Consider the following 22,390-nt stretch of genomic DNA (forward strand, 5'->3'; position numbering starts at 1 on the left):
TCTACGTCAGCCCCAAATTTAATCTCGCATTGACATATTTCCCCATATCAATTGAGGTAGGGGCAACCACTTCTGCCGTTGAAGTCCACTTTTCTTTCACAATAAACGCATATACACCCGCAATCAGGGTACCTACACAGGCAGAAAGGAGGAGCCAAATTTTTTATTCCACAGAATTTTAATTAATTCAATGAGATCGATCATTGTTCACTCTAAAATCCTTAATGATTTTTACCCATAACTTTTGCATGAAAATTTTAGTTCTTATTTTAAGCTTTCACAAGAACAAAAATGTAAAGGAATGTTAATAAAAAAACGAAAGTGCGGTCAATTTCGATCGCACTTTTCTCACCTGTCAGAATGAATAACGCTGAAGTTACATTGACACCTAATTACGCATAATACATCTCAAACTCCACCGGATGTGGGGTCATATTTAAGCGTTCCACTTCTTTGCGTTTAATGCTAATGAAAGCCTCTACAAATTCTTTGCTGAACACATTGCCGTGAGTTAAGAATTCGTAATCTTTCTCTAACGCATTTAAGGCTTCTTCAAGAGAGCCTGCCACAGCAGGAATATCTTTCAGTTCTTCCGGTGGCAAATCGTAAAGGTTTTTATCCATCGCATCACCCGGGTGAATTTTATTTACAATGCCATCTAGCCCTGCCATTAATAAGGCTGCAAAGGCAAGATATGGGTTTGCCATTGGGTCCGGGAAACGGGCTTCAATACGAATGGCTTTCGGGCTGGTTACCGCAGGAATACGAATTGAGGCAGAACGATTGCTTGCGGAATAAGCCAATAATACCGGCGCTTCATAACCCGGTACTAAGCGTTTATAAGAATTGGTTGTCGGGTTGGTGAAGGCATTTAATGCTTTGGCATGTTTGATAATGCCGCCAATGTAGTAAAGTGCCGTTTCAGAAAGACCTGCATATTTATCACCTTGGAAGATATTTTTGCCTTCTTTGCTTAATGACATATTACAGTGCATTCCCGAACCGTTATCACCGGTAATCGGTTTCGGCATAAAACAGGCGGTTTTGCCGTGTTCAAGCGCCACATTTTGTACCACATATTTATAGATTTGGGTTTCATCGGCTTTTAAGGTTAAGCTGTTGAATTTTGTTGCAATCTCATTTTGCCCTGCAGTTGCTACTTCGTGGTGATGCGCCTCAATCACTAACCCCATTTCTTCTAAAAGTAAACACATTTCAGAGCGAATATCATGGGCACTGTCAATCGGTGCAACAGCACAATAGCCCCCTTTTTTCAACGGGCGGTAAGCATTGTTGCCCCCTTCGTATTTTTTGTTGGTATTCCAAGCGGCTTCCACATCATCAACGGAGAAAGAAGCACGGTTCATCGACACATCAAAACGCACATCATCAAACAAGAAGAATTCCGGCTCCGGGCCAAAAAAGGCTTGATCCGCAATGCCGGTAGAACGCATATAATTTTCAGCACGAATCGCAATGGAACGAGGGTCACGATCATAACTTTGCATGGTCGTCGGTTCATATACACTACAACGAAGGGAGAGTGTCGGAATTTGCGCAAAGGGATCAACCACGGCAGTTTCAGCCATTGGCATTAAAAGCATATCGGCTTTATTGATAGTTTTCCAACCTTCTACAGATGAACCGTCGAACATTTTACCATCTTCAAACATATCCTCATCCACAAGATTAACCGGAATGGATACGCCGTGTTCTTTGCCTTTAATATCCGTAAATCGAAGAAGTACGAATTTAATATCATTTTCTTCAATCAGTTTAAATACATTAGTGATGGCATTTGCGTTTGACATTGAAATTCCTCTTATTTTGCTACATTAAGGGTGATTAAAACAGTGCGCATTATAACGCAATCCCCTATGGTTTTCATTGGATTTATTTTTCCGATTTAACATAGCGGGCGATATGGAACTCGTGTATAATCCTCGCCCTTTCATGCGTGGAACTTTACTTTACACGCTCCACACAACTAATTAATAACTTTTTAAAACAATGACAAATAAAATTGATATAAACAAACTACGCAATATTGCCATTATCGCCCACGTTGACCATGGTAAAACCACCCTTGTTGACAAACTTCTTCAGCAATCCGGTACCTTTGAAGCCACCCGTGGAGACATAGACGAGCGAGTAATGGATTCTAATGATCTAGAAAAAGAACGCGGCATTACAATTCTTGCTAAAAACACCGCAATTAACTGGAATGATTACCGTATCAACATTGTGGATACGCCGGGGCACGCCGATTTCGGCGGTGAAGTCGAACGTGTGCTTTCAATGGTCGATTCCGTTCTGTTAGTGGTTGATGCCTTTGACGGCCCAATGCCACAAACCCGTTTTGTCACCCAAAAAGCCTTCGCTCATGGGTTAAAACCTATCGTTGTCATCAATAAAGTGGACCGTCCCGGTGCCCGCCCTGATTGGGTTGTAGATCAAGTTTTCGATCTCTTTGTTAACCTCGGTGCGACTGATGAACAATTAGATTTCCCTATCATTTATGCTTCTGCATTAAATGGTGTGGCAGGTCTTGAACACGAAGCATTGGCAGACGATATGACCCCGTTATTTGAAGCCATTGTCAAACACGTTGAACCGCCAAAAGTGGAATTAGATGCGCCCTTCCAAATGCAAATTTCCCAATTAGATTACAACAGCTATGTAGGCGTGATTGGTATCGGTCGCATTAAACGTGGTTCAATTAAACCAAATCAACCTGTTACCATCATTAATAGTGAAGGTAAAACCCGTCAAGGACGGGTCGGTCAAGTGCTTGGACACCTTGGTTTGCAGCGTTATGAAGAAGAAATGGCTTATGCTGGCGATATCGTTGCCATCACAGGCTTAGGCGAGCTTAATATTTCCGATACCATTTGTGATATCAATGCCGTTGAAGCCTTACCTTCATTAACCGTTGATGAGCCAACTGTGACCATGTTCTTCTGTGTTAATACTTCCCCTTTTGCTGGTCAAGAAGGAAAATATGTAACTTCACGTCAAATTCTTGAGCGTTTAAATAAAGAATTGGTTCACAATGTGGCTTTGCGTGTGGAGGAAACCCCAAATCCCGATGAATTCCATGTATCAGGCCGAGGCGAATTGCACCTTTCCGTACTCATTGAAAATATGCGTCGTGAAGGTTATGAATTAGCCGTCTCCCGTCCAAAGGTCATTTATCGTGAAATGGACGGTAAAAAACAAGAGCCTTACGAACAAGTCACCATTGATGTGGAAGAACAACACCAAGGTTCGGTGATGGAAGCCTTAGGGATCCGCAAAGGTGAAGTGCGGGATATGTTGCCGGACGGCAAAGGCCGTGTGCGTTTGGAATATATCATTCCAAGCCGTGGGCTAATCGGCTTCCGTGGTGAATTTATGACCATGACTTCCGGTACCGGTTTGCTTTATTCCAGTTTTAGCCATTATGACGACATCAAAGGTGGTGAAATCGGTCAACGTAAAAATGGCGTGTTAATTTCAAATGCCACAGGGAAAGCCCTCGCCTATGCTTTATTTGGGTTACAAGAGCGTGGCAAATTAATGATTGATGCCAACGTAGAAGTCTATGAAGGGCAAATCATTGGTATCCATAGCCGTTCAAATGATTTAACCGTCAACTGTTTACAAGGTAAAAAACTCACCAATATGCGGGCGTCCGGCAAGGATGATGCTATTGTGCTCACCACACCGGTGAGATTCAGCCTTGAACAAGCCATTGAATTTATCGATGACGATGAATTGGTGGAAGTGACACCGGAATCGATTCGTATCCGTAAAAAACTGCTCACGGAAAACGATCGTAAACGGGCAAATCGTACAACCACCAGTACAAGTACTCATTAAACAAAAAAATGGAATCAGCAATGATTCCATTTTTTACATCAAAAGTGCGGTTGATTTCACCGCACTTTTTCCTATTGACGATAGTTTTCTAAAAAACGGCATAATTTAGTGATTGCCTCTTCCAGCTGGTTCACATAAGGCAGGGTAACAATGCGGAAGTGATCCGGTGAGTGCCAGTTAAACCCTTTACCATGCACCAGCAACACTTTTTCTTGACGGAGTAAATCCAGCACCATTTTTTCATCACTATGAATATTGAATTTTTTCACATCAATTTTCGGGAACATATAAAGAGCGCCCATTGGTTTCACACAGCTAATGCCGGGAATTTGTGTAATCAACTCATAGGCTTTGTTGCGTTGTTCCAATAAACGTCCGCCGGGCAAAATAAATTCATTAATGCTTTGATAACCGCCTAATGCCGTTTGAATCGCATGTTGCATCGGCACATTGGCACACAAGCGCATCGAGGCAAGCATATCCAAGCCTTCAATATAGCCTTTAGCATGATTTTTCGGCCCATTTAAGATCATCCATCCTTGGCGGAAACCGGCAACACGGTAAGCTTTAGATAAACCGTTAAAGGTCACCGTTAATAAATCCGGTGCTAATGCGGCAATGTGGTGATGAACCGCATCATCGTATAAAATTTTGTCATAAATTTCGTCTGCAAAAATAATCAAATTATGCTGACGGGCCAGTTCCACAATTTCTTCCAACAACGCTTTACTATAAACCGCACCGGTTGGGTTGTTTGGGTTGATAACCACAATCGCTTTCGTGTTGGCATTCACTTTCGCCTTAATATCTGCAATATCCGGGAACCAATTGGCTTGCTCATCACACAAATAATGCACGGCTTTACCGCCGGAAAGGGTCACCGCGGCCGTCCACAATGGATAATCCGGCATCGGCACAAGCACTTCATCACCATCATTTAGTAAAGCTTGCATTGCCATGGTAATCAGCTCAGATACACCATTGCCAATATACACATCATTGACCGTCGCCCCCTGTATACCTTTAGATTGATAATACTGCACAATGGCTTTACGGGCAGAATACAGCCCTTTGGAATCACAATAGCCTTGCGCTGAAGGCAAATTACGCAACACATCCACCAAAATTTCATCCGGGGCTTCAAAACCAAAGGGGGCGGGGTTGCCAATGTTTAATTTTAAAATTTTATTGCCTTCTTCTTCCAAACGGAGGGCTTCTTTATGCACGGGGCCACGAATGTCATAACAAACATGTTCTAATTTATCGGATTTGGGGAATAATCGCATTATCGGTTCCTTTTATTTTTATAGAAAGTGCGGTTAATTTACGCTGAATTTTCAATCTTGAAAAGATTTTGCAAAAAAATTTTTTGTCACAGATAAACTGCGGTAGAATACGGGCTAATTTTTTTGTGTATTTTTAAACGAGATAATGGGTAGTTTAGAGCAAGCAGCAAGCCAATTAAGCCTGCAAATTGAACAATATTTGCAACAAGGAAAAAAAGATATTGAGCGTTTTCAAGTGAATATCGCCAATGTCAGCTTGTTGGCATGGCTTAAATCTCAAAGCGCTTACCCACAGTTTTATTTACACTTCCGAGATGAAAACAAATCTATTGCCGCACTCGGTGCTGTTCGGAAATTTAGCTCATTAAATTTGGCTCAAGAATTTATTGAACACTTTCATTTTCCACTGCTCGGCGGGTTGCAATTTCAAGGCTGCGGGCAATTTATCTTGCCACAATTGTTGTTAGAAACAAACGAACAACACACCACAATCAGTTGTTTTGTGGAAGGTAAAGCCTCTGCCCAAAGCACATTGGCACAATTAAAAACATTGCCAAAAATGACCGCACTTTGCCCATTACCAAAACAAATTCCCCTGTACACCGAACAAGGCGCCAATAAACAAATGTGGTGCGATTGGGTTAATCAAGCACTGTATGAAATAAAACAAGGCGAACTCACCAAACTGGTCTTAGCCAATGAAAGAGTGTTTCATTTAAAACAGCCTGTAAATCCTTACGATTTACTCGCAGAAAGTGAAAAACACAATCAAGGTTGCTATCATTTTTTATGGGCGGAAAACCCTCGTTCGACCTTTGTAGGTTCAACGCCTGAACGCCTGTTTGCCCGTGAATACAATCTATTTCTCACCGAAGCCCTTGCTGGCACAGCGCCTATGACGGCTGATTTAAAAGAAAATCAGCAACAAGCCGAATGGTTATTAAATGATGAAAAAAATTTGAACGAAAATTGGCTCGTGGTGCAAGATATTTCACAAAATATCAAACCAATGGTGGAATCCTTTGATGTGAGTGAAGTCGAACTCAAACCCCTACGCAAAGTCCAACACTTATTGCGAAAAATTCGGGCAAATCTAAGCGCCCATTATCGGGATGCCGAGCTACTCAAAGCCATTCATCCAACGGCTGCGGTTTCCGGTTTACCTCAGCAACAGGCAAGAATGATCTTATCAGAAATTGAAACCTTTGATCGGGGCTGGTATGCCGGAACATTAGGGGTGATGAGTGAGGTTTATTCCGAATTTTGTGTGGCAATTCGCTCTGCATTTATTGAGGGAAATCGGATTCGTGTTTTTGCCGGGGCGGGAATTGTTGAAGGCTCCGAGCCTTTGGCAGAATGGCAAGAAATTGAACGTAAGGCATCGGGATTAATTTCCCTTTTTGCAGAAAATAATGATGGAGAAAAAGAATGTCTGTAAGCGTGTTTAATCGTTGTTGGTCAAAAGTGATTTTAGAAACCTTGGTACGCCAAGGGGTTTCCCATATCTGTATTGCCCCCGGCTCACGCTCTACCCCATTAACGCTTGAAGCCGTACGTTTACAAAATGCGGGACGAGCAACCTGTTATAGCCATTTTGATGAGCGGGGGTTAGGCTTTTTTGCCCTAGGCATCGCCAAATCTACAGCTTCTCCTGTGGCAATCATCGTCACCTCGGGAACTGCAGCGGCAAACCTTTACCCTGCTATTATTGAAGCACGTCAAAGCGGCGTGGCGCTCATTGTGTTAACCGCAGATCGCCCACCGGAATTATGGGAATGTGGTGCCAATCAAGCGATTTTGCAACAACATATGTTTGGCGACTACCCTGTTGCTAATGTCAATCTTCCTAAGCCTAATACAGACTATAGTGCACAATGGTTAGTCTCTTTGCTTGATCAAGCCTTGTTTCAACAAACACAACAGCCCGGGGTAGTACATATTAATGTGCCTTTTGCCGAGCCCCTTTACGAAGCGCAAGAAAGCGCTATCGACAGCCACCCCTGGTTAGCCCCCCTACAACGTTGGCTTTCACATTATAAACCTTGGATTGGCCACGAATCTCAACAACAAGAAGTGCTGATGCACGAAAATTGGGATCACTGGCGCACCAAACGAGGCGTGATTGTCGTTGGGCAATTACCGGCAGAACAAGCCATGGGGATTAACGCTTGGGCCACCACCATGGGCTGGGTGCTTTTAACGGATATTCAATCCGGCGTAGAACCGATGACCCCTTATGCAGATATTTGGCTTGCTAACCAAACGGTGCGTGAAAAATTATTACAAGCGGATATTGTCATTCAATTTGGCTCACGCTTTATCAGCAAACGTATTAATCAGTTTTTACAAACCTTCAAGGGTGAGTTTTGGATTGTCGAAGCCACACAAAAAGCCGTGGATCCTTATCATCATTCGCATACCCGTTTTAATGCGAAAGCTCACCACTGGTTACGGGCGCACCCACCTCTTCGCCAAAAATCTTGGTTGTTGGAACCTTTGGCATTGTCTAAATTCTGTGCCGGTTTTATCGAGCAACAAGTCGGTGGAAATTTAAACGAAGCCTCACTTGCCCACCACATTGAACGGGTGCTGCCTTACAATGGAATTTTATTCCTCGGTAATAGTTTATTTGTCCGCCTTGTGGATGCGCTGACCAAACTCCCTGAAAGCTATCCGGTTTATACTAATCGTGGCGCTAGTGGCATTGACGGTTTATTAGCCACTGCTGCCGGCATTGGTGTAGGAAGCAATCAACCTGTTGTAGCAATGATTGGCGATACTTCAACCTTGTATGATCTCAATTCTCTTGCCCTGTTCAAAAACGTTACACAACCGACGATTATTTTTGTTATCAACAATAATGGTGGGGCAATTTTCGATATGCTACCGGTGGATGAGGCGGTCAAAGATCGTTTTTACCGCCTGCCGCATAACGGTGATTTTTCACAAATTGCGGCAATGTTTGATATTAAATACGCCCACCCTTACACTTGGGCAGATTTAAGCAGCGTGTTAAAACAAGCCTATACCCGCCGTAAAACCACGCTGATTGAAATCAAAACCAATCCAAATGATGGCAGCAATATCTACAAAGGTTTAATTGAACAAATCAGCCATGCCGTCATAGGCGCCTAAGGAAATAAGGGCGAATTCCGCCCTTTGTTTTTTATGATGAAGATTATTTTTCTCCACGGGCTCCTCGGCACTGGCTATGATTGGCAAAAAGTCATCGAAAATCTACCGCACTTTTGCTGTATCCCCCTTGATTTGCCTTTCCACGGAAAGGCAAAAAATATTGAAGTCAGCCATTTCAACGACACCGCCAAATACCTTTCCGAACAAATAAAAACAGTGGTCAACAATGAACCCTATGTTTTGGTGGGCTATTCCCTTGGAGGGCGTGTTGCCATGTATTATGCTTTAGAAGCCCATGTGGAAAAAGGGAATTTACAGGCGGTTGTGTTAGAAGGGGCAAACTTAGGCTTAAAAACAGAAGAAGAAAAACAGGCTCGTTGGCAAAATGATGCCCAATGGGCAACACGATTTGCGAAGGAAGCCCCGGAAAAGGTGCTGAAAGATTGGTATCAACAGCCTGTGTTTTCCCATTTAACCGCCGATGAACGGGCAAAGCTCATTGAAAAACGAAAAGCCAATTGCGGTGAAAATATTGGAAAGATGCTCCTTGCCACAAGCCTTGCCAAGCAACCAGATTTCCGAGAAAAAGTGCGGTCAAGTTCGCTGCCATTTTTTTATTTTTGCGGTGAGCAAGATAGCAAATTCCAAACCCTTGCACAGGCTGAGCAACTTAATTTAACCACCATTGCCCATGCAGGTCATAATGCCCATTTAGAAAACCCAACCCTCTTTGCGAAAAAGCTCGATAGTCTGATTTCAAAGCTCACTTAAGCAAAATCAATAAAAGACACAATACTTCCATAAAAAATGCCAAGGTTTTCACCTTGGCATCCTGTTTAAAAACGAAGTAAAAAACGACCGCCCTTTTATTCAAAAGAATCTTTTAAACGCTCATCTGCTCGTCTTGCCTCACCTTTGTGTTGCAATTTATTGAGTTGACGTTCTAATTTTTCTTCCACTTCGTTGATTGCTTTATACATATCATCAGCGGTTGCGGTGGCAATTAAATTACCAAGCGGTGTACCAATAGAAGCCTCAACACTAAATCCATTAGGCACTTTATTCAGCACAAAATGAGGATTAATTAATTGTGTATGCCATTTCTCCAATTTCGCCAAACGACCTTCCACATGTTCACGAATGGCTGGGGTGATTTCCATTTGTTTGCTGGTGATATTTAATGTCATAGCGTTTACCTCTTCGCATTGTTAGGAACCCTTGGGTTCGGTTTGATTTAATATCAAAATAATCCCCTCAAGGTGCTTTTTCAAGTCTTTTCTAGGTAAAAAAAAGACTAATATTCAAAAATATGATCTTGCTCTAATTTCCGAATATTAGCGGTTTTCTTTTAAGAAAAAATTGCTATGATGAGCAATTGGAGAAAAGGATATCAATATTAGATATCCTTTTGAATTTTATACTTTAGGAGAAGCGATTTCATCTTGGTCACAATGATTGGTTTTCAAGCGGGCAAAATAATCTTTCGTTTCTTCAATCACGATCTTACGCAATCCGATTAAAGCAATTAAATTTGGAAATGCCATCAAACCGTTCACAATATCTGCAAGAATCCAAATTAAATCCAATTTTAAGAAAGCCCCGATCCCAACCAAAATAATAAATATCAGGCGATATAAACGAATACCTCGGGTTCCCACCAAATACACAAAACAGCGTTCACCGTAATAGCACCAGCCTAAAATTGTCGTGAAAGCAAAAAAGAGCAAACCGACAGTGACAATGGTCGCCCCCAAATCTAATCCCAATCCCTGTGCAAATGCGGCGTTAGTCATTGTTGCACCGGCAAGGTCCGGATTACTCCACGCTCCGGTGAGAACCAATACAATACCGGTCATTGAACACACAATGATGGTATCTAAAAAAGTACCGGTCATTGAAATCAGACCTTGACGAACCGGCTCTTTTGTTTGCGCAGCAGCAGCAGCAATTGGCGCACTGCCTAAACCGGATTCATTGGAGAAAATCCCCCGTGCCACCCCAGATTGAATAGCTTTCATCACAGTAAAACCGAGTACGCCGCCAAGAGCCGATTGCGGATCAAAAGCACTATGAATAATCAACATCACCGCATCCGGTACCCGTTCCCAATTTAATAAAATAATGATGATTGATACCAGCACATAAGAAATTGCCATAAAAGGCACAATGATTGACGAAGCAATGGCAATGCGTTTTACCCCGCCCAAAATAATCATTGCGACTAAGACCGTAACAACAATGGCGGTAATGATAACCGGAATATGGAAAGTATCTTCCATGGCGTGTGTAATCGCATTAACTTGCGGAAAAGTCCCGATACCGAAAAATGCCACCAACACCCCAAATACAGCAAACATTTTAGCCAGCCATTTAATGCCTAAGCCACGCTCGATATAATACATTGGGCCACCAGACATAAACCCGCGGCGATCTTTCACGCGGTATTTCACCGCCAGTAAACATTCTGCATATTTTGTTGCCATGCCGAGCAATGCCACCAGCCACATCCAAAAGATAGCCCCCGGCCCGCCTGCTTGCACCGCTGTCGCCACCCCCACAATATTCCCGGTTCCAATGGTTGCCGCTAAAGCAGTACTGAGTGCGGCAAAAGAAGACACATCCCCTTTTCCACCCCGCTCTTTTTTAAATAAATAGCTAATCGCAAGGGGTAAATAACGGACTTGAATGAAACCTAAACGTAAAGTGAAATAAAGCCCTGTCCCGGATAGCAAAATCAATAAGGGAGGCCCCCAAATAAAACTATCAATGGCAGATAAAATTGTCGTAAATGACATAATGATTCCTCGTGGTCTAAAAAAACAAATAAACGCAACAAGGAGACGAAAAGCATCCGTGAAAAGAAAGAAAATACAGATTGTCTTTTTGCCCCTGTCCTTTTGCCTGAGCGTTTGAAAAACGGCGTTAAAAACTACCGCTCTTTTGCGCCTTCGGCGTCCATTTACACAATATATGTGCAATGAATCTCTCCAAGGGTTCGTCCAGTAACAGTCCCTGCACTAATGTGCGCCTGAAAGATTTTACATCGTCGGCGTAGGGTTCATTCCCTACTCTCCAGCTACCTTCATCCGAACTCATTTTCTCTGATTTATCAGAAAAAAACGGGGCGGATTTTAGCAAAATCAAAGAAAGCAATCAATTATTGGAAAAGAAGAAAAAATAAAGTGCGGTCAATATTTCTGATATTTTTATTTCTCAAGTCGTTATCTTGTTAAGTCGGCTTAATCAGTGAATGAATATTTTCTTGATCTATCACAATAAATCGTCAAATTTTTGTTCATTTACCTCTTTCAGGTAATTTCCCTTTATTTATAAGAAACGACATAATTCACCACCTAAAATTTACCGATTAGCATTCATAAAAGGCGACTAAAATGGCAATTGAAAATTTACCCCGCAGACAATTTTTACGCGGTAAATTTTTAGTTTCGTCTCAGCAAAAAAATACGCCCGCTGTTGATGTCATCCGCCCGCCTTGGTCAATCGGTGAACGTGAATTTGTTGATAAATGTACCCGTTGCAATACTTGTTTTACAACCTGTGAAACAAAGATTTTAATCAAAGGTGATGGTGGTTTTCCGGAAGTTAGGTTTGAAAACGGTGAATGCACTTTTTGTAAAAAATGTGCTGAAGTTTGTCCGCAACCTATTTTTCGCCCGCTTGATGAAAAACCTTGGGAACACATAATCGACATTGGTGAAAATTGCTTAACCCAACGCCGCATTGAATGTCGCTCGTGTCAAGATAATTGCCCGATGAATGCCATTCGCTTTCACTTACAAATGGGTGGCGTTGCGCAGCCTTCAGTGAATGGGGATACTTGCAATGGCTGTGGTGCCTGCATAAAAAGTTGCCCAGTAAATGCAATTAAAATCGTAAAAAATGAATAATACAAATTTAATTTTGGAAAATGAGCAGGATTGGCACGTTGTCGGGCTAATTGTGCAAGGGAATCCAAGAAAATTAGCAAAAATTCAGACCGCACTTTTAACCGTTGAACATACGGAAATTCCTACTTTTGATGAAAAAACGGGAAAACTTGTGGTGGTGATGCAATCGCACGATCAACATCTTTTGTTGGATAATATTGAAAGCATAAAAGATATTGATGGTGTGATTAATGTCTCGTTGGTGTATCACGAGCAAGATGAGAAAAAACATAGTGGATTAAAATAAAAATGAGACAAGACAGCCCGCCTCAGATAGTACAGAAGACGGGCTAATGCCATATCATTGAAATTTTAATTCAAATAATATCAACCTATTATGGGGGAGAAGGCAATGAATTTAAGTCGTCGAGATTTTATGAAAGCCAATGCGGCGATGGCGGCGGCAACTGCGGCGGGATTAACCATTCCGGTTAAAAACGTTGTAGCGGCAGAAACTGAAATCAAGTGGGATAAAGCCGTATGCCGTTTTTGTGGAACGGGTTGTGCGGTGTTAGTAGGTACGAAAGAGGGCCGAGTGGTCGCCTCTCAAGGTGATCCGGATGCGGAAGTAAACCGTGGTTTAAACTGTATTAAAGGTTATTTCTTACCTAAAATTATGTACGGTAAAGATCGTCTAACACAGCCAATGTTGCGTATGACGAATGGCAAATTCGATAAAAACGGGGATTTTGTGCCGGTTTCTTGGGATGTAGCTTTCAAAACCATGGCGGAAAAATTTAAAGAAGCGTTCAAAAAGAACGGTCAGAATGCTGTTGGGATGTTCAGTTCCGGTCAGTCCACCATTTGGGAAGGCTATGCGAAAAACAAACTTTGGAAGGCCGGTTTTCGTTCGAATAATGTTGATCCGAATGCCCGTCATTGTATGGCATCTGCCGCAGTGGCATTTATGCGTACCTTTGGTATGGATGAGCCAATGGGTTGCTATGATGATATTGAACGTGCTGAGGCATTTGTGCTTTGGGGTTCTAATATGGCGGAAATGCACCCGATTTTGTGGTCACGCATTACAGACCGTCGAATTTCTAATCCTGATGTGAAAGTGGCCGTACTTTCTACTTTTGAACATCGTAGTTTTGAGCTTGCCGATTATGGTTTGGTGTTCACGCCTCAAACGGATTTGGCGATTATGAACTACATCATTAACTATCTCATTCAAAATGATGCGATCAATTGGGATTTTGTTAATAAACACACTAAATTTAAACGGGGTGAAACCAATATCGGTTATGGTTTACGTCCTGAAAATCCATTAGAGAAGGACACTAACCGTAAAACGGCCGGTAAAATGTACGATTCCTCTTTTGAAGAATTGAAGCAATTGGTCTCAGAATATACCCTTGATAAAGTGCATGAATTATCCGGTGTGCCAAAAGATCAACTGGAACATTTGGCAAAACTTTATGCCGATCCAAATAAAAAAGTGGTGTCTTTCTGGACAATGGGCTTTAACCAACACTCCCGTGGGGTTTGGGCAAACCACCTTATCTACAATATCCATTTATTAACCGGAAAAATTTCTATTCCGGGCTGTGGTCCATTCTCTTTAACCGGTCAACCTTCAGCCTGTGGTACAGCGCGTGAGGTGGGATCTTTCCCACATCGTTTACCGGCAGATTTGGTGGTAACCAATCCGCAACACCGTGAAACTGCTGAACGTATTTGGAAATTACCAAAAGGGACGATCTCTGAAAAAGTCGGTTTGGATACGATTGCCCAAGATCGTGCAATGCACGATGGAAAAATGAACGTCTTGTGGCAGATGTGTAACAACAATATGCAAGCAGGGCCGAATATTAATGCCGACCGTTTACCGGGCTGGCGTAAAGAAGGCAACTTCGTGATTGTTTCTGATCCTTATCCAACGGTTTCTGCACTATCAGCAGACTTAATCCTACCAACAGCGATGTGGGTGGAAAAAGAAGGGGCATACGGTAATGCAGAACGCCGTACGCAATTCTGGCGTCAGCAAGTGAAAGCACCGGGTGAGGCGAAATCTGACTTGTGGCAGTTAATGGAGTTTGCCAAATACTTCACCACCGATGAAATGTGGACGGAAGAATTACTTGCACAAATGCCGGAATATCGTGGTAAGACTTTATATGAAGTGTTGTTTAAAAACGGTCAGATCGATAAATTCCCATTAAGTGAATTGGCAGAAGGTCAATTAAATGACGAATCTGAACACTTTGGCTACTACGTTCACAAAGGGTTATTTGAGGAATATGCGGAATTTGGTCGTGGACACGGTCATGATTTAGCGCCATTTGATACCTACCATAAAGCCCGTGGATTACGCTGGCCGGTGGTGGATGGTAAAGAAACCTTATGGCGTTATCGTGAAGGTTACGATCCTTATGTGAAAGAAGGCGAAGGAGTGGCATTTTACGGTTATCCGGATAAAAAAGCGATTATCCTTGCTGTTCCATATGAGCCGGCGGCAGAATCACCGGATGCGGAGTTCGATTTATGGTTATCAACCGGCCGTGTGTTGGAACATTGGCATACCGGTTCGATGACCCGTCGTGTACCGGAATTACACCGTGCATTTCCAAATAATTTAGTGTGGATGCATCCGCTTGATGCTGAAGCAAGAGGGCTACGCCATGGCGATAAAATTAAGATTTCCTCCCGTCGTGGTGAAATGATTTCGCATTTAGACACAAGAGGACGCAATAAGCCGCCACGAGGTTTGGTTTACACCACTTTCTTTGATGCCGGTCAGCTTGCTAATGTGTTAACACTTGATGCAACCGACCCGATTTCAAAAGAAACCGACTTCAAAAAATGTGCGGTAAAAGTGGAAAAAGCGGCTTAGTACCTTTACAAGGTGAATGTATCTTGCCTTCCCCGTAAACGGGGGAGCCAAAAAATATGTAAGAAATCAACCGCACTTTACTTCATTCTCTCTTCCCATTCACTGAGAGTGTTAATGTTGTAAAGTGCGCTCAATGATTAAAAAGAAAATGAAAAAGCCTAATCTTAATCCTGAACGCCGCCGATTTTTAAAAGAAACTGTCCGTACCACGGGCGGGCTTGTCGGCGTGGGGATTTTATTAGGATTACAACAAAATCAGAGCCTTGCTCGTGAAGGCGTGCCTTTACGCCCCCCTTTTGCGTTGCAAGATACCAAAGCGTTTTCTGCGGCTTGTATTCGTTGTGGTCAATGTGTGCAAGCATGCCCCTATGATATGTTGCATTTAGCTTCATTATTATCCCCGGTGGAAGCAGGAACGCCTTATTTTATTGCTCGTGACAAACCGTGCGAAATGTGCCCGGATGTTCCCTGTGCCCATGCTTGCCCGAGTGGGGCATTAGATCGCCATGCGACAAATATTAATGATGCCCGAATGGGATTATCGGTACTGCTTGATCACGAAACCTGCTTAAACTGGCAAGGGCTACGTTGTGATGTGTGTTATCGGGTTTGTCCTTTAATCGATAAAGCGATCACTTTGGAAAAACAACATAACCCCCGTTCAGATAAACATGCATTGTTTATCCCAACGGTTCATTCCGATGCCTGTACCGGTTGTGGAAAATGCGAACAAGCCTGTGTTTTGGAGGAAGCGGCGATAAAAATTCTGCCGATGGATTTGGCGAAAGGAATGTTGGGGATACACTATCGTTTAGGTTGGGAGGAAAAAGCGAAAGCCGGTCATTCTCTTGCACCAAAAGAAATGATTTCCTTACCAACCCGAATGCCTGAAACCCTCGCTATGCCGGAGCCGGCTGAACCTGTGTTAGCACCGGTTTTAGGAGGAACGAAATAATGGCAAACGCACCGAAATATGCCGGTCGTGAGGCGAGAGAAAAATGGGGCGTGTGGTATACGCATCGCTTTTTGTTTTGGCGACGGTTAAGCCAACTCAGTATTCTTGCGATGTTTTTGAGCGGACCTTATTTTGGTCTGTGGATCTTAAAAGGGAATTACAGCGGGAGTTTATTGCTAGATACCGTGCCTTTTAGTGATCCGCTCATTACGGCAGAAAGTCTTGCTAGCGGCCATTTGCCTGATTCGCTGACACTCATCGGTGCCGCCATCATTGTGCTTTTTTATGCGTTGGTGGGGAGCAAGGTATTTTGTAGTTGGGTTTGTCCGCTGAATATGGTCACCGATACGGCAGCATGGTTACGCCGAAAACTGGGGATTCGGCAAACAGCAAAACTCTCACGAGGATTACGCTATGGTATTTTGCTGATGATTTTAATCGGTAGTGCGTTAAGCGGAATGTTATTGTGGGAGTGGATTAACCCTGTGGCGGCATTAGGTCGGGCCTTTGTTTTTGGCTTAGGCGCAACGGCTTGGTTAATTCTGGTTATTTTTCTTTTTGATTTATTGATTGCAGAACATGGTTGGTGCGGGCATTTATGTCCGATGGGGGCAATGTATGGTGTTATTGGCAGCAAAAGCCTTATCCGAATTAAAGTGATTGATCGTACGAAGTGCGATAATTGTATGGATTGCTATAACATTTGCCCGGAACCCCAAGTATTGCGTTCACCTTTACATGGTAAGAAAGACGAAAGCCTACTGGTGCTTTCCAAAGATTGCATTAGCTGCGGACGTTGTATTGACGTTTGTGCTGAAAAAGTATTCAAATTCTCGACTCGATTCGATCATTCAGGGGAGTGATTAATATGACTAAAAAACAATCTAAAATTTTAGTGGGATTAATGACCGCACTTTTTGCCGGTTCATTGATGGCAACAGAGGTTCAACCGGTGGGCAAAGATTTAACCCAATCACCGGAAAATGTGACACCGGCATTTCACAAAGCACCACGCCAAAGTGAATTATCGGCGTTAAATTATGTCAACCAGCCACCGATGGTACCGCACAGTGTTGCAAATTATCAGGTGACAAAAAATGTTAACCAATGTTTAAACTGCCATAGCCCGGAAAACTCACGTTTAAGTGGGGCAACCCGAATCAGCCCAACGCATTTTATGGACCGTGAAGGGAATATTGGCTCGAATACCTCACCGCGTCGTTATTTCTGTTTACAGTGCCACGTTTCCCAATCAAACGTAGAGCCTATCGTGCCAAATGATTTTAAACCAATGAAAGGCTACGGTAACTAAGAGGGAAGACTATGTCAGAGAAAAAACCAAATTTCATTGTGCGCTTCTGGCATTGGTTTCGTAAACCAAGCCGAATGGCGGTCGGTAGTATTATTACGTTAGCCTTTATTGGCGGTATCTTATCTTGGGTAGGGTTTAATTATGGCCTAGAAAAAACCAACACCGAGCAATTTTGTGCCAGTTGCCATATGAATGATGCTTATCCGGAATATCTCCACAGTGCCCATTATCAAACCCGTACCGGTGTGGGCGCAAGTTGTCCGGATTGCCATGTGCCGCACGAATTCGGCCCAAAAATGAAACGTAAAATCATTGCAGCAAAAGAAGTATATGCACACTATACCGGCAAAGTGGATACCTTAGAGAAATTTAATGCTCACCGTTTGGAAATGGCGGAAAGAGAATGGGCAAGAATGAAAGCCAATGATTCTCAAGAATGCCGTAATTGCCATAATGTGGATCGAATGAATTTTAGTGAGCAACGTTCTGTTGCAGCGAAAATGCACGAGAAAATTAAAACAGAAGGTAAAACCTGTATTGATTGCCACAAAGGTATCGCCCACCAATTACCGGATATGCGTGAAGTGGAATCGGGCTTTAAAAAAGAACAGGCAAAATAAACAAAATTTTGACCGCACTTTATAAAAAAATCGACACCTTGAGGTGTCGATTTTTTGTTAGCTTTCTAAGTTATGGACTTCAATAATATTTCTTAATCAACGAATAAACGTCTCTTTTTTCCATTCCACCATGGCTTCCACAAGCTCTAGTAGTTTGACTCGATCTTTCGCATTTAATTGAGAAAGTAATTCATCAAATTGGCGTGATTGATCTTGTAAGCGATGACTTTGATTTAAAAAATCAGAAGGTTCACAATCAAAAAGTTCAGCAAATTCAAATAAGCGTAGTACGTTTGGCACTATATTTCCTCGCTCAATGCGTGAAATAGCATCAATACTTAAATCCAATAATTCTGCAACTTTTGCTTGAGAAAGCCCCGCCTGCTTTCTGTATTTTGCAATCATCATACCAACATTTTTTGCTATCAAAGCATTTTCTTCTGACATACGAATTTCCTTCTGAATTAGGAGGATCGTATCTATTCACAAAAGGATAAAAAGAGATTAAAATTCTTTTGTAAGAGTTAAATTCTTATAATGCGAGTATTATTTCAAAACTAAGGAAAAATTATGCAACAGACCAATCTCAATGATTTCATTAACAAAATTCAAAACGATCCTTCACTAAGTGATACTGATAAGGCGAAAGTTTTACAGAATGCGGCGGTATTACGGGATACTAAAGTTAATATTCTTATCACCGGTGGCACAGGTGTAGGAAAATCTTCTACGATTAATGCGCTATTTGGAATGGATAAGGCAAAAGTGGGGATGGGGGTTGATCCTGAAACAATGGATATTAAAAAGTTTGAACTCAGTAATATTATTTTATGGGATAGCCCGGGATTGGGGGATGGCAAAGACGCTGATATTCGCCATTCAAAAGGTATTATTAGCAAATTACTTGAAAAAGATAGCCAAGGTAATTTATTAATCGATCTTGTACTGGTTATTTTAGATGGTGGTAGCCGTGATTTAGGCACATCTTTTGAACTAATTACAAATGTGATTATTCCTAATTTAGGTGAAGATAAAACACGTTTATTAATCGCGATAAATCAAGCAGATATGGCAATGAGAGGGCGTAATTGGAACAAAGAAAAAAATGAACCCGAGCCGCTATTAATTGAATTTCTTAACGAAAAAGTGGTATCTACCCGTAAACGCATTTTGGAAGCCACAGGCGTAGATGTTACACCTATCTATTATTCAGCCGGCTATCAGGACAAAGCAGACTATCAACAGCCATATAATCTCTCTAAATTACTTGCGTTTATTTTACGCCATACCAAACAAGAAAAACGAATTGTCTTTGCCAACGAGATTAACCAAGATCCAAGAATGTGGCAAAAAGATGAAAATGTTGAGAAACACCAAAAAGAAATTAAGGATTCTTTTTTGGATTCATTGATGAAAGTGGTTGGTAAAGGAGTGGAGATATTGATTGATAAAGCAATCGACTTCGTTAAAGAGAAACTAGGTTCGTTGAAGTTTTGGTAAAAATGTTTAAAGAAATATTACATTCATTGGAAAAGTTATCCTACTTAGAATCTCATAACCAGTTTACTCCTCAAATGCGTAACGAGAAACTAGAAAAAATTAAATCAATTATTTCCGATAGGGGATTGCATTATCCCCTAGATGTTTCTCTTATAGGGGCAACGGGGGTAGGGAAAAGCTCAACGATAAATACTTTATTTGGGGAAACCCTAGCAAAAGTGGGGATAGGTGTTGAGCCAGAAACACAGTTTATCACAGAATATAAAGCGGAAAGATTTCGCCTACATGATACAGCCGGTCTTGGGGATGGCTTGGCAGCAGACGAAAGACACGCAATAAATTTGAGTGATTTACTGCTGAGAACCTTTGATGAAAAACAATATTATCTTATTGATCTTTGTCTTGTTATTCTTGACGGCTCAAGCCGTGATATGGGAACCGCCTATCAAATACTAGAGCAAATTGTCTTGAAATGTATTGAACCGAAGCGGGTTATCGTTGCGATTAACCAAGCGGATATGGCGATGAAAGGCAGAAATTGGGACTATCAAAATAACCGCCCAGAACCTGAATTGCTTAATTTTCTGAATGATAAAGCATGTTCAGTGAAAGAAAGAATAAAAGAAGCAACCGGTTTGAGCATTACTACTCCCGTTTGTTATAGTGCAGAAAAATTGTGGAATTTAGATAAATTGATGGATCATATTATTGATCATATTCCTTATGAACGTCGTAAAACCAGAGCATAAAATTACAAATTTTATAGTCTCGAGGCAAATCATAATTTGTCTTCTTATAGGTAGATTCCGTCTAGATATAGCAAAAAATCGACACCTTGAGTGTCGATTTTTTTCGTCATCATTGAAATAAATCCCAAAGTTTTCTTATTCCTTTTTCGGGAAAATCAGCGAAGCAATCACACCAATTGCCAATATGCCTAATACGATAACTAAACTGGTATTGGGGGAAATATGAAAACCTGTATCGGCAATGGCGTGATTCCAAGATTGTAACCCCATTTTAAACCCGATAAAGAATAATAAAATAATCACCGCCTTTTCAAGATGGACAAGGTATTGGGTTAATGCCGCTAAAATAAAATAGAGGCTGCGTAATCCGAGAATAGCAAAAATCATTGCGGCATAAACCAGCAAAGGTTCTTGAGTAACGGCAATCACCGCAGGGACAGAATCAAAAGCAAAGGCTAAATCGGAGGTTTCGATTGCCATCAAACAGAGAAATGCGGGGGTTACATATCGCAAGCCTTGACGGGTTGTTGAATCAAGTTGTTCGGCGCTCATTTCCTCATGACGGAGAAAAAAGCGTTCACCGGATAATTTGGTATAAATCGGCATTAGGGTACTGGTCCAACGCACACTCCAGTGATGGGAATAATCTTCAATTTCTTTGTTCTCTTCCCCACTACTTTTAAGCATTTTCCAACCACTCCAAAGCACAAAAGCGGCAAACGCAAAGCCCACCCACGGACTTGCTGCAAATAATCCCGTGCCAATGACCACAAAAACAGCTCGAAAAATTAACGCACCGATAATCCCCCAATAAAGGATGCGATGTTGTAGTTTTCCAGTAATACCAAAAGAAGCAAAAATGGCAACAAACACCATCAAATTGTCAATAGATAAACTTTTTTCCAATACGTAACCGGCAAGGTATAAATTTGCCCATTCTACATCAAAACGAAGCCATAAATAGACATAAAAACAAAGTGCCAATCCAATCCAAAAAATAGACCAAAGTGCGGCATCTTTTACGTTAATTTCTTTGCTATTGCGATGAGCGAATAAATCAAGGTAAACCGAAAGGGCAATTACGCCAAAAAAAACAAAAATTGTTTCAAGAGGAAAACCAAAATGTTCCATAATATCCTACAAAATTGTGTAAAAATGGCGCAAATCTTAGCAAAATTAAGAATACCGATCAATGACTGGAAATCCACCTTGCTAAAATTTTACTGTCCCCTATTACAACACCTTCCAACAGAAGAAAAATTCAGCAGTATGATTATTTCTCAAACTAAAAGTATTTGTGAATATCGGAGAAAATTGCAACATTTTGAGATAAAATTTAACCCGATATTTGGTCTGTTTGAGTCACATCGTCTTCATCAATAAATGAACAAAACAAGGAACAAAAATGGCAATTAAACCTGTTGAATTGGAAAAATTTTACCGATTAATCAACCACGGCCCGACAACGATGATTTCCGCCAAAGCGGACGGTATTGAAAACGTAATGTCCGCCTCTTGGGTGTGTGCTGTGGATTATCTCCCCAAAGCAAAATTGATGGTGATCATCGACAAAGCCGCTTATACCCGCGGATTAATCGAAAAGAGCGGTTATTTTGCGGTGCAAATTCCGGTTGTCGCTCAAGCTGAATTGGTCGTTGATATGGGGGAAAGCCGTAAGGAAAATCCGGCAAAATTAGATAAATTAAATCTCTTTTATCAAGAAGGATTTGATGTGCCATTGGTAGAAGGCTGTGCCGCATGGATTATCTGCAAAGTGATTCCTGAACCTGAAAATCACGAGAAACATGATATGTTTATTGGTGAACTGCTTACTGCTTGGGCTGACGACCGTATTTTTAGCAATGGGCATTGGCAATTTGATGAAGCGACTGATGAGCTGAAAACCTTGCACTATATTGCAGGTGGACAGTTTTATAAAATTGGTGAAGGTTTGAATGTAACAAGCGCTAAATAATAGTGCTAAAAAACGGGTGGGAAATCTCCCACCCTATTCAAATCAAAGAATTTCTTTCGCTGTCGCCACCACGTTATCCACGGTGAAACCGAACAATTTGAACAATTGATCGGCAGGCGCTGACTCACCGAAAGAATTCATACCGACAATACGGCCGCCAAAGCCCACATATTTATACCAGAAATCAGAAATGCCTGCTTCAATCGCCACACGT

22 protein-coding genes, 1 pseudogene and 1 riboswitch are annotated in these 22,390 nt (G+C 41.8%); of the genes and pseudogenes, 15 read left to right on the forward strand and 8 right to left on the reverse strand.

Going from position 1 to position 22,390, the window contains the following annotated elements; all coding sequences use genetic code 11:
• Positions 1-103: 103 nt before the first annotated feature.
• Both BKK52_RS14280 and glnA read right to left on the reverse strand, forming a co-directional pair.
• Positions 104-160 (reverse strand): annotated as a pseudogene (locus BKK52_RS14280) (hypothetical protein); the annotation flags it as partial.
• A gap of 232 nt (positions 161-392) precedes the next feature.
• Positions 393-1,811, reverse strand: coding sequence for a glutamate--ammonia ligase (glnA, locus tag BKK52_RS12340; RefSeq protein WP_077421818.1), 1,419 nt, complete (start codon positions 1,809-1,811; stop codon positions 393-395).
• Positions 1,812-2,010: 199 nt separating this feature from the next.
• Between glnA and typA the strand changes: the two genes are divergently transcribed.
• Positions 2,011-3,861 carry a translational GTPase TypA gene (typA, locus tag BKK52_RS12345; RefSeq protein WP_077478820.1) on the forward strand — a complete coding sequence of 617 codons (1,851 nt, stop codon included), beginning with the start codon at positions 2,011-2,013 and terminating at the stop codon, positions 3,859-3,861.
• Positions 3,862-3,932: 71 nt separating this feature from the next.
• Here the strand turns inward: typA and BKK52_RS12350 are convergent, their stop codons facing one another.
• Positions 3,933-5,147, reverse strand: a complete 1,215-nt coding sequence (locus tag BKK52_RS12350) for a pyridoxal phosphate-dependent aminotransferase (protein WP_077478821.1) — start codon at positions 5,145-5,147, stop codon at positions 3,933-3,935.
• A 145-nt stretch (positions 5,148-5,292) separates the two neighbouring features.
• Between BKK52_RS12350 and BKK52_RS12360 the strand changes: the two genes are divergently transcribed.
• From BKK52_RS12360 to menH, 3 genes are read left to right on the forward strand one after another with little or no spacing between them, the layout of a single operon-like run.
• Positions 5,293-6,585 carry an isochorismate synthase gene (locus BKK52_RS12360; protein WP_077478822.1) on the forward strand — a complete coding sequence of 431 codons (1,293 nt, stop codon included), beginning with the start codon at positions 5,293-5,295 and terminating at the stop codon, positions 6,583-6,585.
• A complete protein-coding gene (gene menD, locus BKK52_RS12365; protein WP_077478823.1) occupies positions 6,576-8,282 on the forward strand; it encodes a 2-succinyl-5-enolpyruvyl-6-hydroxy-3-cyclohexene-1-carboxylic-acid synthase in 1,707 nt (568 codons plus the stop codon). The genes BKK52_RS12360 and menD overlap by 10 nt, the downstream gene beginning before the upstream one ends.
• A 33-nt stretch (positions 8,283-8,315) precedes the next feature.
• Positions 8,316-9,053: a 2-succinyl-6-hydroxy-2,4-cyclohexadiene-1-carboxylate synthase gene (gene menH / locus BKK52_RS12370; protein ID WP_077421823.1), complete on the forward strand. Its 738-nt coding sequence runs from the start codon at positions 8,316-8,318 to the stop codon at positions 9,051-9,053.
• Between the two features lie 95 nt (positions 9,054-9,148).
• On the opposite strand, the gene raiA is transcribed toward menH, so the two are convergent.
• Positions 9,149-9,469, reverse strand: coding sequence for a ribosome-associated translation inhibitor RaiA (gene raiA / locus BKK52_RS12375; RefSeq protein WP_077421824.1), 321 nt, complete (start codon positions 9,467-9,469; stop codon positions 9,149-9,151).
• A 228-nt stretch (positions 9,470-9,697) separates the two neighbouring features.
• On the reverse strand, positions 9,698-11,077 hold the full coding sequence (locus tag BKK52_RS12380; RefSeq protein WP_077421825.1) for an alanine/glycine:cation symporter family protein: 1,380 nt from the start codon (positions 11,075-11,077) through the stop codon (positions 9,698-9,700).
• Between the two features lie 84 nt (positions 11,078-11,161).
• A riboswitch (glycine riboswitch) is annotated at positions 11,162-11,283 on the reverse strand.
• A 391-nt stretch (positions 11,284-11,674) separates the two neighbouring features.
• Between BKK52_RS12380 and napF the strand changes: the two genes are divergently transcribed.
• The 7 genes from napF (at position 11,675) to BKK52_RS12415 (ending at position 17,952) form a co-directional block, all read left to right on the forward strand.
• Complete coding sequence (gene napF / locus BKK52_RS12385) at positions 11,675-12,190, forward strand: ferredoxin-type protein NapF (RefSeq protein WP_077421826.1); 516 nt, start codon at positions 11,675-11,677, stop codon at positions 12,188-12,190.
• Positions 12,183-12,476 (forward strand): chaperone NapD, encoded by a 294-nt coding sequence (locus BKK52_RS12390; protein WP_077421827.1) that lies wholly within the window; start codon positions 12,183-12,185, stop codon positions 12,474-12,476. The genes napF and BKK52_RS12390 overlap by 8 nt, the downstream gene beginning before the upstream one ends.
• A gap of 105 nt (positions 12,477-12,581) precedes the next feature.
• Positions 12,582-15,065 carry a nitrate reductase catalytic subunit NapA gene (gene napA / locus BKK52_RS12395; RefSeq protein WP_077474051.1) on the forward strand — a complete coding sequence of 828 codons (2,484 nt, stop codon included), beginning with the start codon at positions 12,582-12,584 and terminating at the stop codon, positions 15,063-15,065.
• A gap of 148 nt (positions 15,066-15,213) precedes the next feature.
• Entirely contained in the window at positions 15,214-16,020 is an 807-nt protein-coding gene (napG, locus tag BKK52_RS12400) for a ferredoxin-type protein NapG (RefSeq protein WP_077474059.1), read from the forward strand.
• A complete protein-coding gene (gene napH / locus BKK52_RS12405; protein WP_077478824.1) occupies positions 16,020-16,883 on the forward strand; it encodes a quinol dehydrogenase ferredoxin subunit NapH in 864 nt (287 codons plus the stop codon). Before napG ends, napH begins: the two co-directional genes overlap by 1 nt.
• A gap of 5 nt (positions 16,884-16,888) precedes the next feature.
• Positions 16,889-17,332, forward strand: a complete 444-nt coding sequence (locus tag BKK52_RS12410; protein ID WP_077474053.1) for a nitrate reductase cytochrome c-type subunit — start codon at positions 16,889-16,891, stop codon at positions 17,330-17,332.
• Between the two features lie 11 nt (positions 17,333-17,343).
• On the forward strand, positions 17,344-17,952 hold the full coding sequence (locus BKK52_RS12415) for a cytochrome c3 family protein (protein WP_077421832.1): 609 nt from the start codon (positions 17,344-17,346) through the stop codon (positions 17,950-17,952).
• Between the two features lie 96 nt (positions 17,953-18,048).
• Here the strand turns inward: BKK52_RS12415 and BKK52_RS12420 are convergent, their stop codons facing one another.
• The gene (locus tag BKK52_RS12420; protein ID WP_077421833.1) at positions 18,049-18,399 is read right to left on the reverse strand and encodes a helix-turn-helix domain-containing protein; all 351 of its coding nucleotides are present in this window, start codon (positions 18,397-18,399) and stop codon (positions 18,049-18,051) included.
• Positions 18,400-18,522: 123 nt separating this feature from the next.
• On the opposite strand from BKK52_RS12420, the gene BKK52_RS12425 reads away from it, so the two are divergent.
• A complete protein-coding gene (locus tag BKK52_RS12425; RefSeq protein ID WP_077474055.1) occupies positions 18,523-19,452 on the forward strand; it encodes a GTPase family protein in 930 nt (309 codons plus the stop codon).
• 2 nt (positions 19,453-19,454) lie between these two features.
• Complete coding sequence (locus BKK52_RS12430; protein WP_244160256.1) at positions 19,455-20,201, forward strand: GTPase family protein; 747 nt, start codon at positions 19,455-19,457, stop codon at positions 20,199-20,201.
• Between the two features lie 135 nt (positions 20,202-20,336).
• Here the strand turns inward: BKK52_RS12430 and BKK52_RS12435 are convergent, their stop codons facing one another.
• Positions 20,337-21,332 carry a TerC/Alx family metal homeostasis membrane protein gene (locus BKK52_RS12435; RefSeq protein ID WP_077420535.1) on the reverse strand — a complete coding sequence of 332 codons (996 nt, stop codon included), beginning with the start codon at positions 21,330-21,332 and terminating at the stop codon, positions 20,337-20,339.
• Here BKK52_RS12435 and BKK52_RS12440 point away from each other — a divergent pair.
• Together BKK52_RS12440 and BKK52_RS12445 are read left to right on the forward strand one after the other, a co-directional pair.
• The gene (locus BKK52_RS12440) at positions 21,324-21,584 is read left to right on the forward strand and encodes a hypothetical protein (RefSeq protein WP_077474057.1); all 261 of its coding nucleotides are present in this window, start codon (positions 21,324-21,326) and stop codon (positions 21,582-21,584) included. The two genes, BKK52_RS12435 and BKK52_RS12440, sit on opposite strands and share 9 nt — an antisense overlap.
• A gap of 22 nt (positions 21,585-21,606) precedes the next feature.
• The gene (locus BKK52_RS12445; RefSeq protein ID WP_077478825.1) at positions 21,607-22,176 is read left to right on the forward strand and encodes a flavin reductase family protein; all 570 of its coding nucleotides are present in this window, start codon (positions 21,607-21,609) and stop codon (positions 22,174-22,176) included.
• 42 nt (positions 22,177-22,218) lie between these two features.
• On the opposite strand, the gene BKK52_RS14285 is transcribed toward BKK52_RS12445, so the two are convergent.
• The coding region (locus tag BKK52_RS14285) for a transketolase-like TK C-terminal-containing protein (protein ID WP_167367929.1) at positions 22,219-22,390 on the reverse strand (172 nt) is incomplete at its 5' end.

It is taken from the genome of Rodentibacter trehalosifermentans (genome assembly GCF_002000545.1).
GTDB lineage: Bacteria > Pseudomonadota > Gammaproteobacteria > Enterobacterales > Pasteurellaceae > Rodentibacter > Rodentibacter trehalosifermentans.

What these genes read in the sequence shown, in the direction of transcription:
- glnA (WP_077421818.1), bottom strand. Translation starts at nt 1,811, where the DNA reads ATGTCAAACGCAAATGCCATCACTAATGTATTTAAACTGATTGAAGAA.
- napG (WP_077474059.1), top strand. Translation starts at nt 15,214, where the DNA reads ATGAAAAAGCCTAATCTTAATCCTGAACGCCGCCGATTTTTAAAAGAA.
- napF (WP_077421826.1), top strand. Translation starts at nt 11,675, where the DNA reads ATGGCAATTGAAAATTTACCCCGCAGACAATTTTTACGCGGTAAATTT.
- napH (WP_077478824.1), top strand. Translation starts at nt 16,020, where the DNA reads ATGGCAAACGCACCGAAATATGCCGGTCGTGAGGCGAGAGAAAAATGG.
- raiA (WP_077421824.1), bottom strand. Translation starts at nt 9,469, where the DNA reads ATGACATTAAATATCACCAGCAAACAAATGGAAATCACCCCAGCCATT.
- napA (WP_077474051.1), top strand. Translation starts at nt 12,582, where the DNA reads ATGAATTTAAGTCGTCGAGATTTTATGAAAGCCAATGCGGCGATGGCG.
- BKK52_RS12415 (WP_077421832.1), top strand. Translation starts at nt 17,344, where the DNA reads ATGTCAGAGAAAAAACCAAATTTCATTGTGCGCTTCTGGCATTGGTTT.
- BKK52_RS12380 (WP_077421825.1), bottom strand. Translation starts at nt 11,077, where the DNA reads ATGTCATTTACGACAATTTTATCTGCCATTGATAGTTTTATTTGGGGG.
- BKK52_RS12435 (WP_077420535.1), bottom strand. Translation starts at nt 21,332, where the DNA reads ATGGAACATTTTGGTTTTCCTCTTGAAACAATTTTTGTTTTTTTTGGC.
- BKK52_RS12350 (WP_077478821.1), bottom strand. Translation starts at nt 5,147, where the DNA reads ATGCGATTATTCCCCAAATCCGATAAATTAGAACATGTTTGTTATGAC.
- BKK52_RS12430 (WP_244160256.1), top strand. Translation starts at nt 19,455, where the DNA reads ATGTTTAAAGAAATATTACATTCATTGGAAAAGTTATCCTACTTAGAA.
- menH (WP_077421823.1), top strand. Translation starts at nt 8,316, where the DNA reads ATGATGAAGATTATTTTTCTCCACGGGCTCCTCGGCACTGGCTATGAT.
- BKK52_RS12445 (WP_077478825.1), top strand. Translation starts at nt 21,607, where the DNA reads ATGGCAATTAAACCTGTTGAATTGGAAAAATTTTACCGATTAATCAAC.
- BKK52_RS12390 (WP_077421827.1), top strand. Translation starts at nt 12,183, where the DNA reads ATGAATAATACAAATTTAATTTTGGAAAATGAGCAGGATTGGCACGTT.
- typA (WP_077478820.1), top strand. Translation starts at nt 2,011, where the DNA reads ATGACAAATAAAATTGATATAAACAAACTACGCAATATTGCCATTATC.
- BKK52_RS12360 (WP_077478822.1), top strand. Translation starts at nt 5,293, where the DNA reads ATGGGTAGTTTAGAGCAAGCAGCAAGCCAATTAAGCCTGCAAATTGAA.
- BKK52_RS12420 (WP_077421833.1), bottom strand. Translation starts at nt 18,399, where the DNA reads ATGTCAGAAGAAAATGCTTTGATAGCAAAAAATGTTGGTATGATGATT.
- BKK52_RS12440 (WP_077474057.1), top strand. Translation starts at nt 21,324, where the DNA reads ATGTTCCATAATATCCTACAAAATTGTGTAAAAATGGCGCAAATCTTA.
- BKK52_RS12425 (WP_077474055.1), top strand. Translation starts at nt 18,523, where the DNA reads ATGCAACAGACCAATCTCAATGATTTCATTAACAAAATTCAAAACGAT.
- BKK52_RS12410 (WP_077474053.1), top strand. Translation starts at nt 16,889, where the DNA reads ATGACTAAAAAACAATCTAAAATTTTAGTGGGATTAATGACCGCACTT.
- menD (WP_077478823.1), top strand. Translation starts at nt 6,576, where the DNA reads ATGTCTGTAAGCGTGTTTAATCGTTGTTGGTCAAAAGTGATTTTAGAA.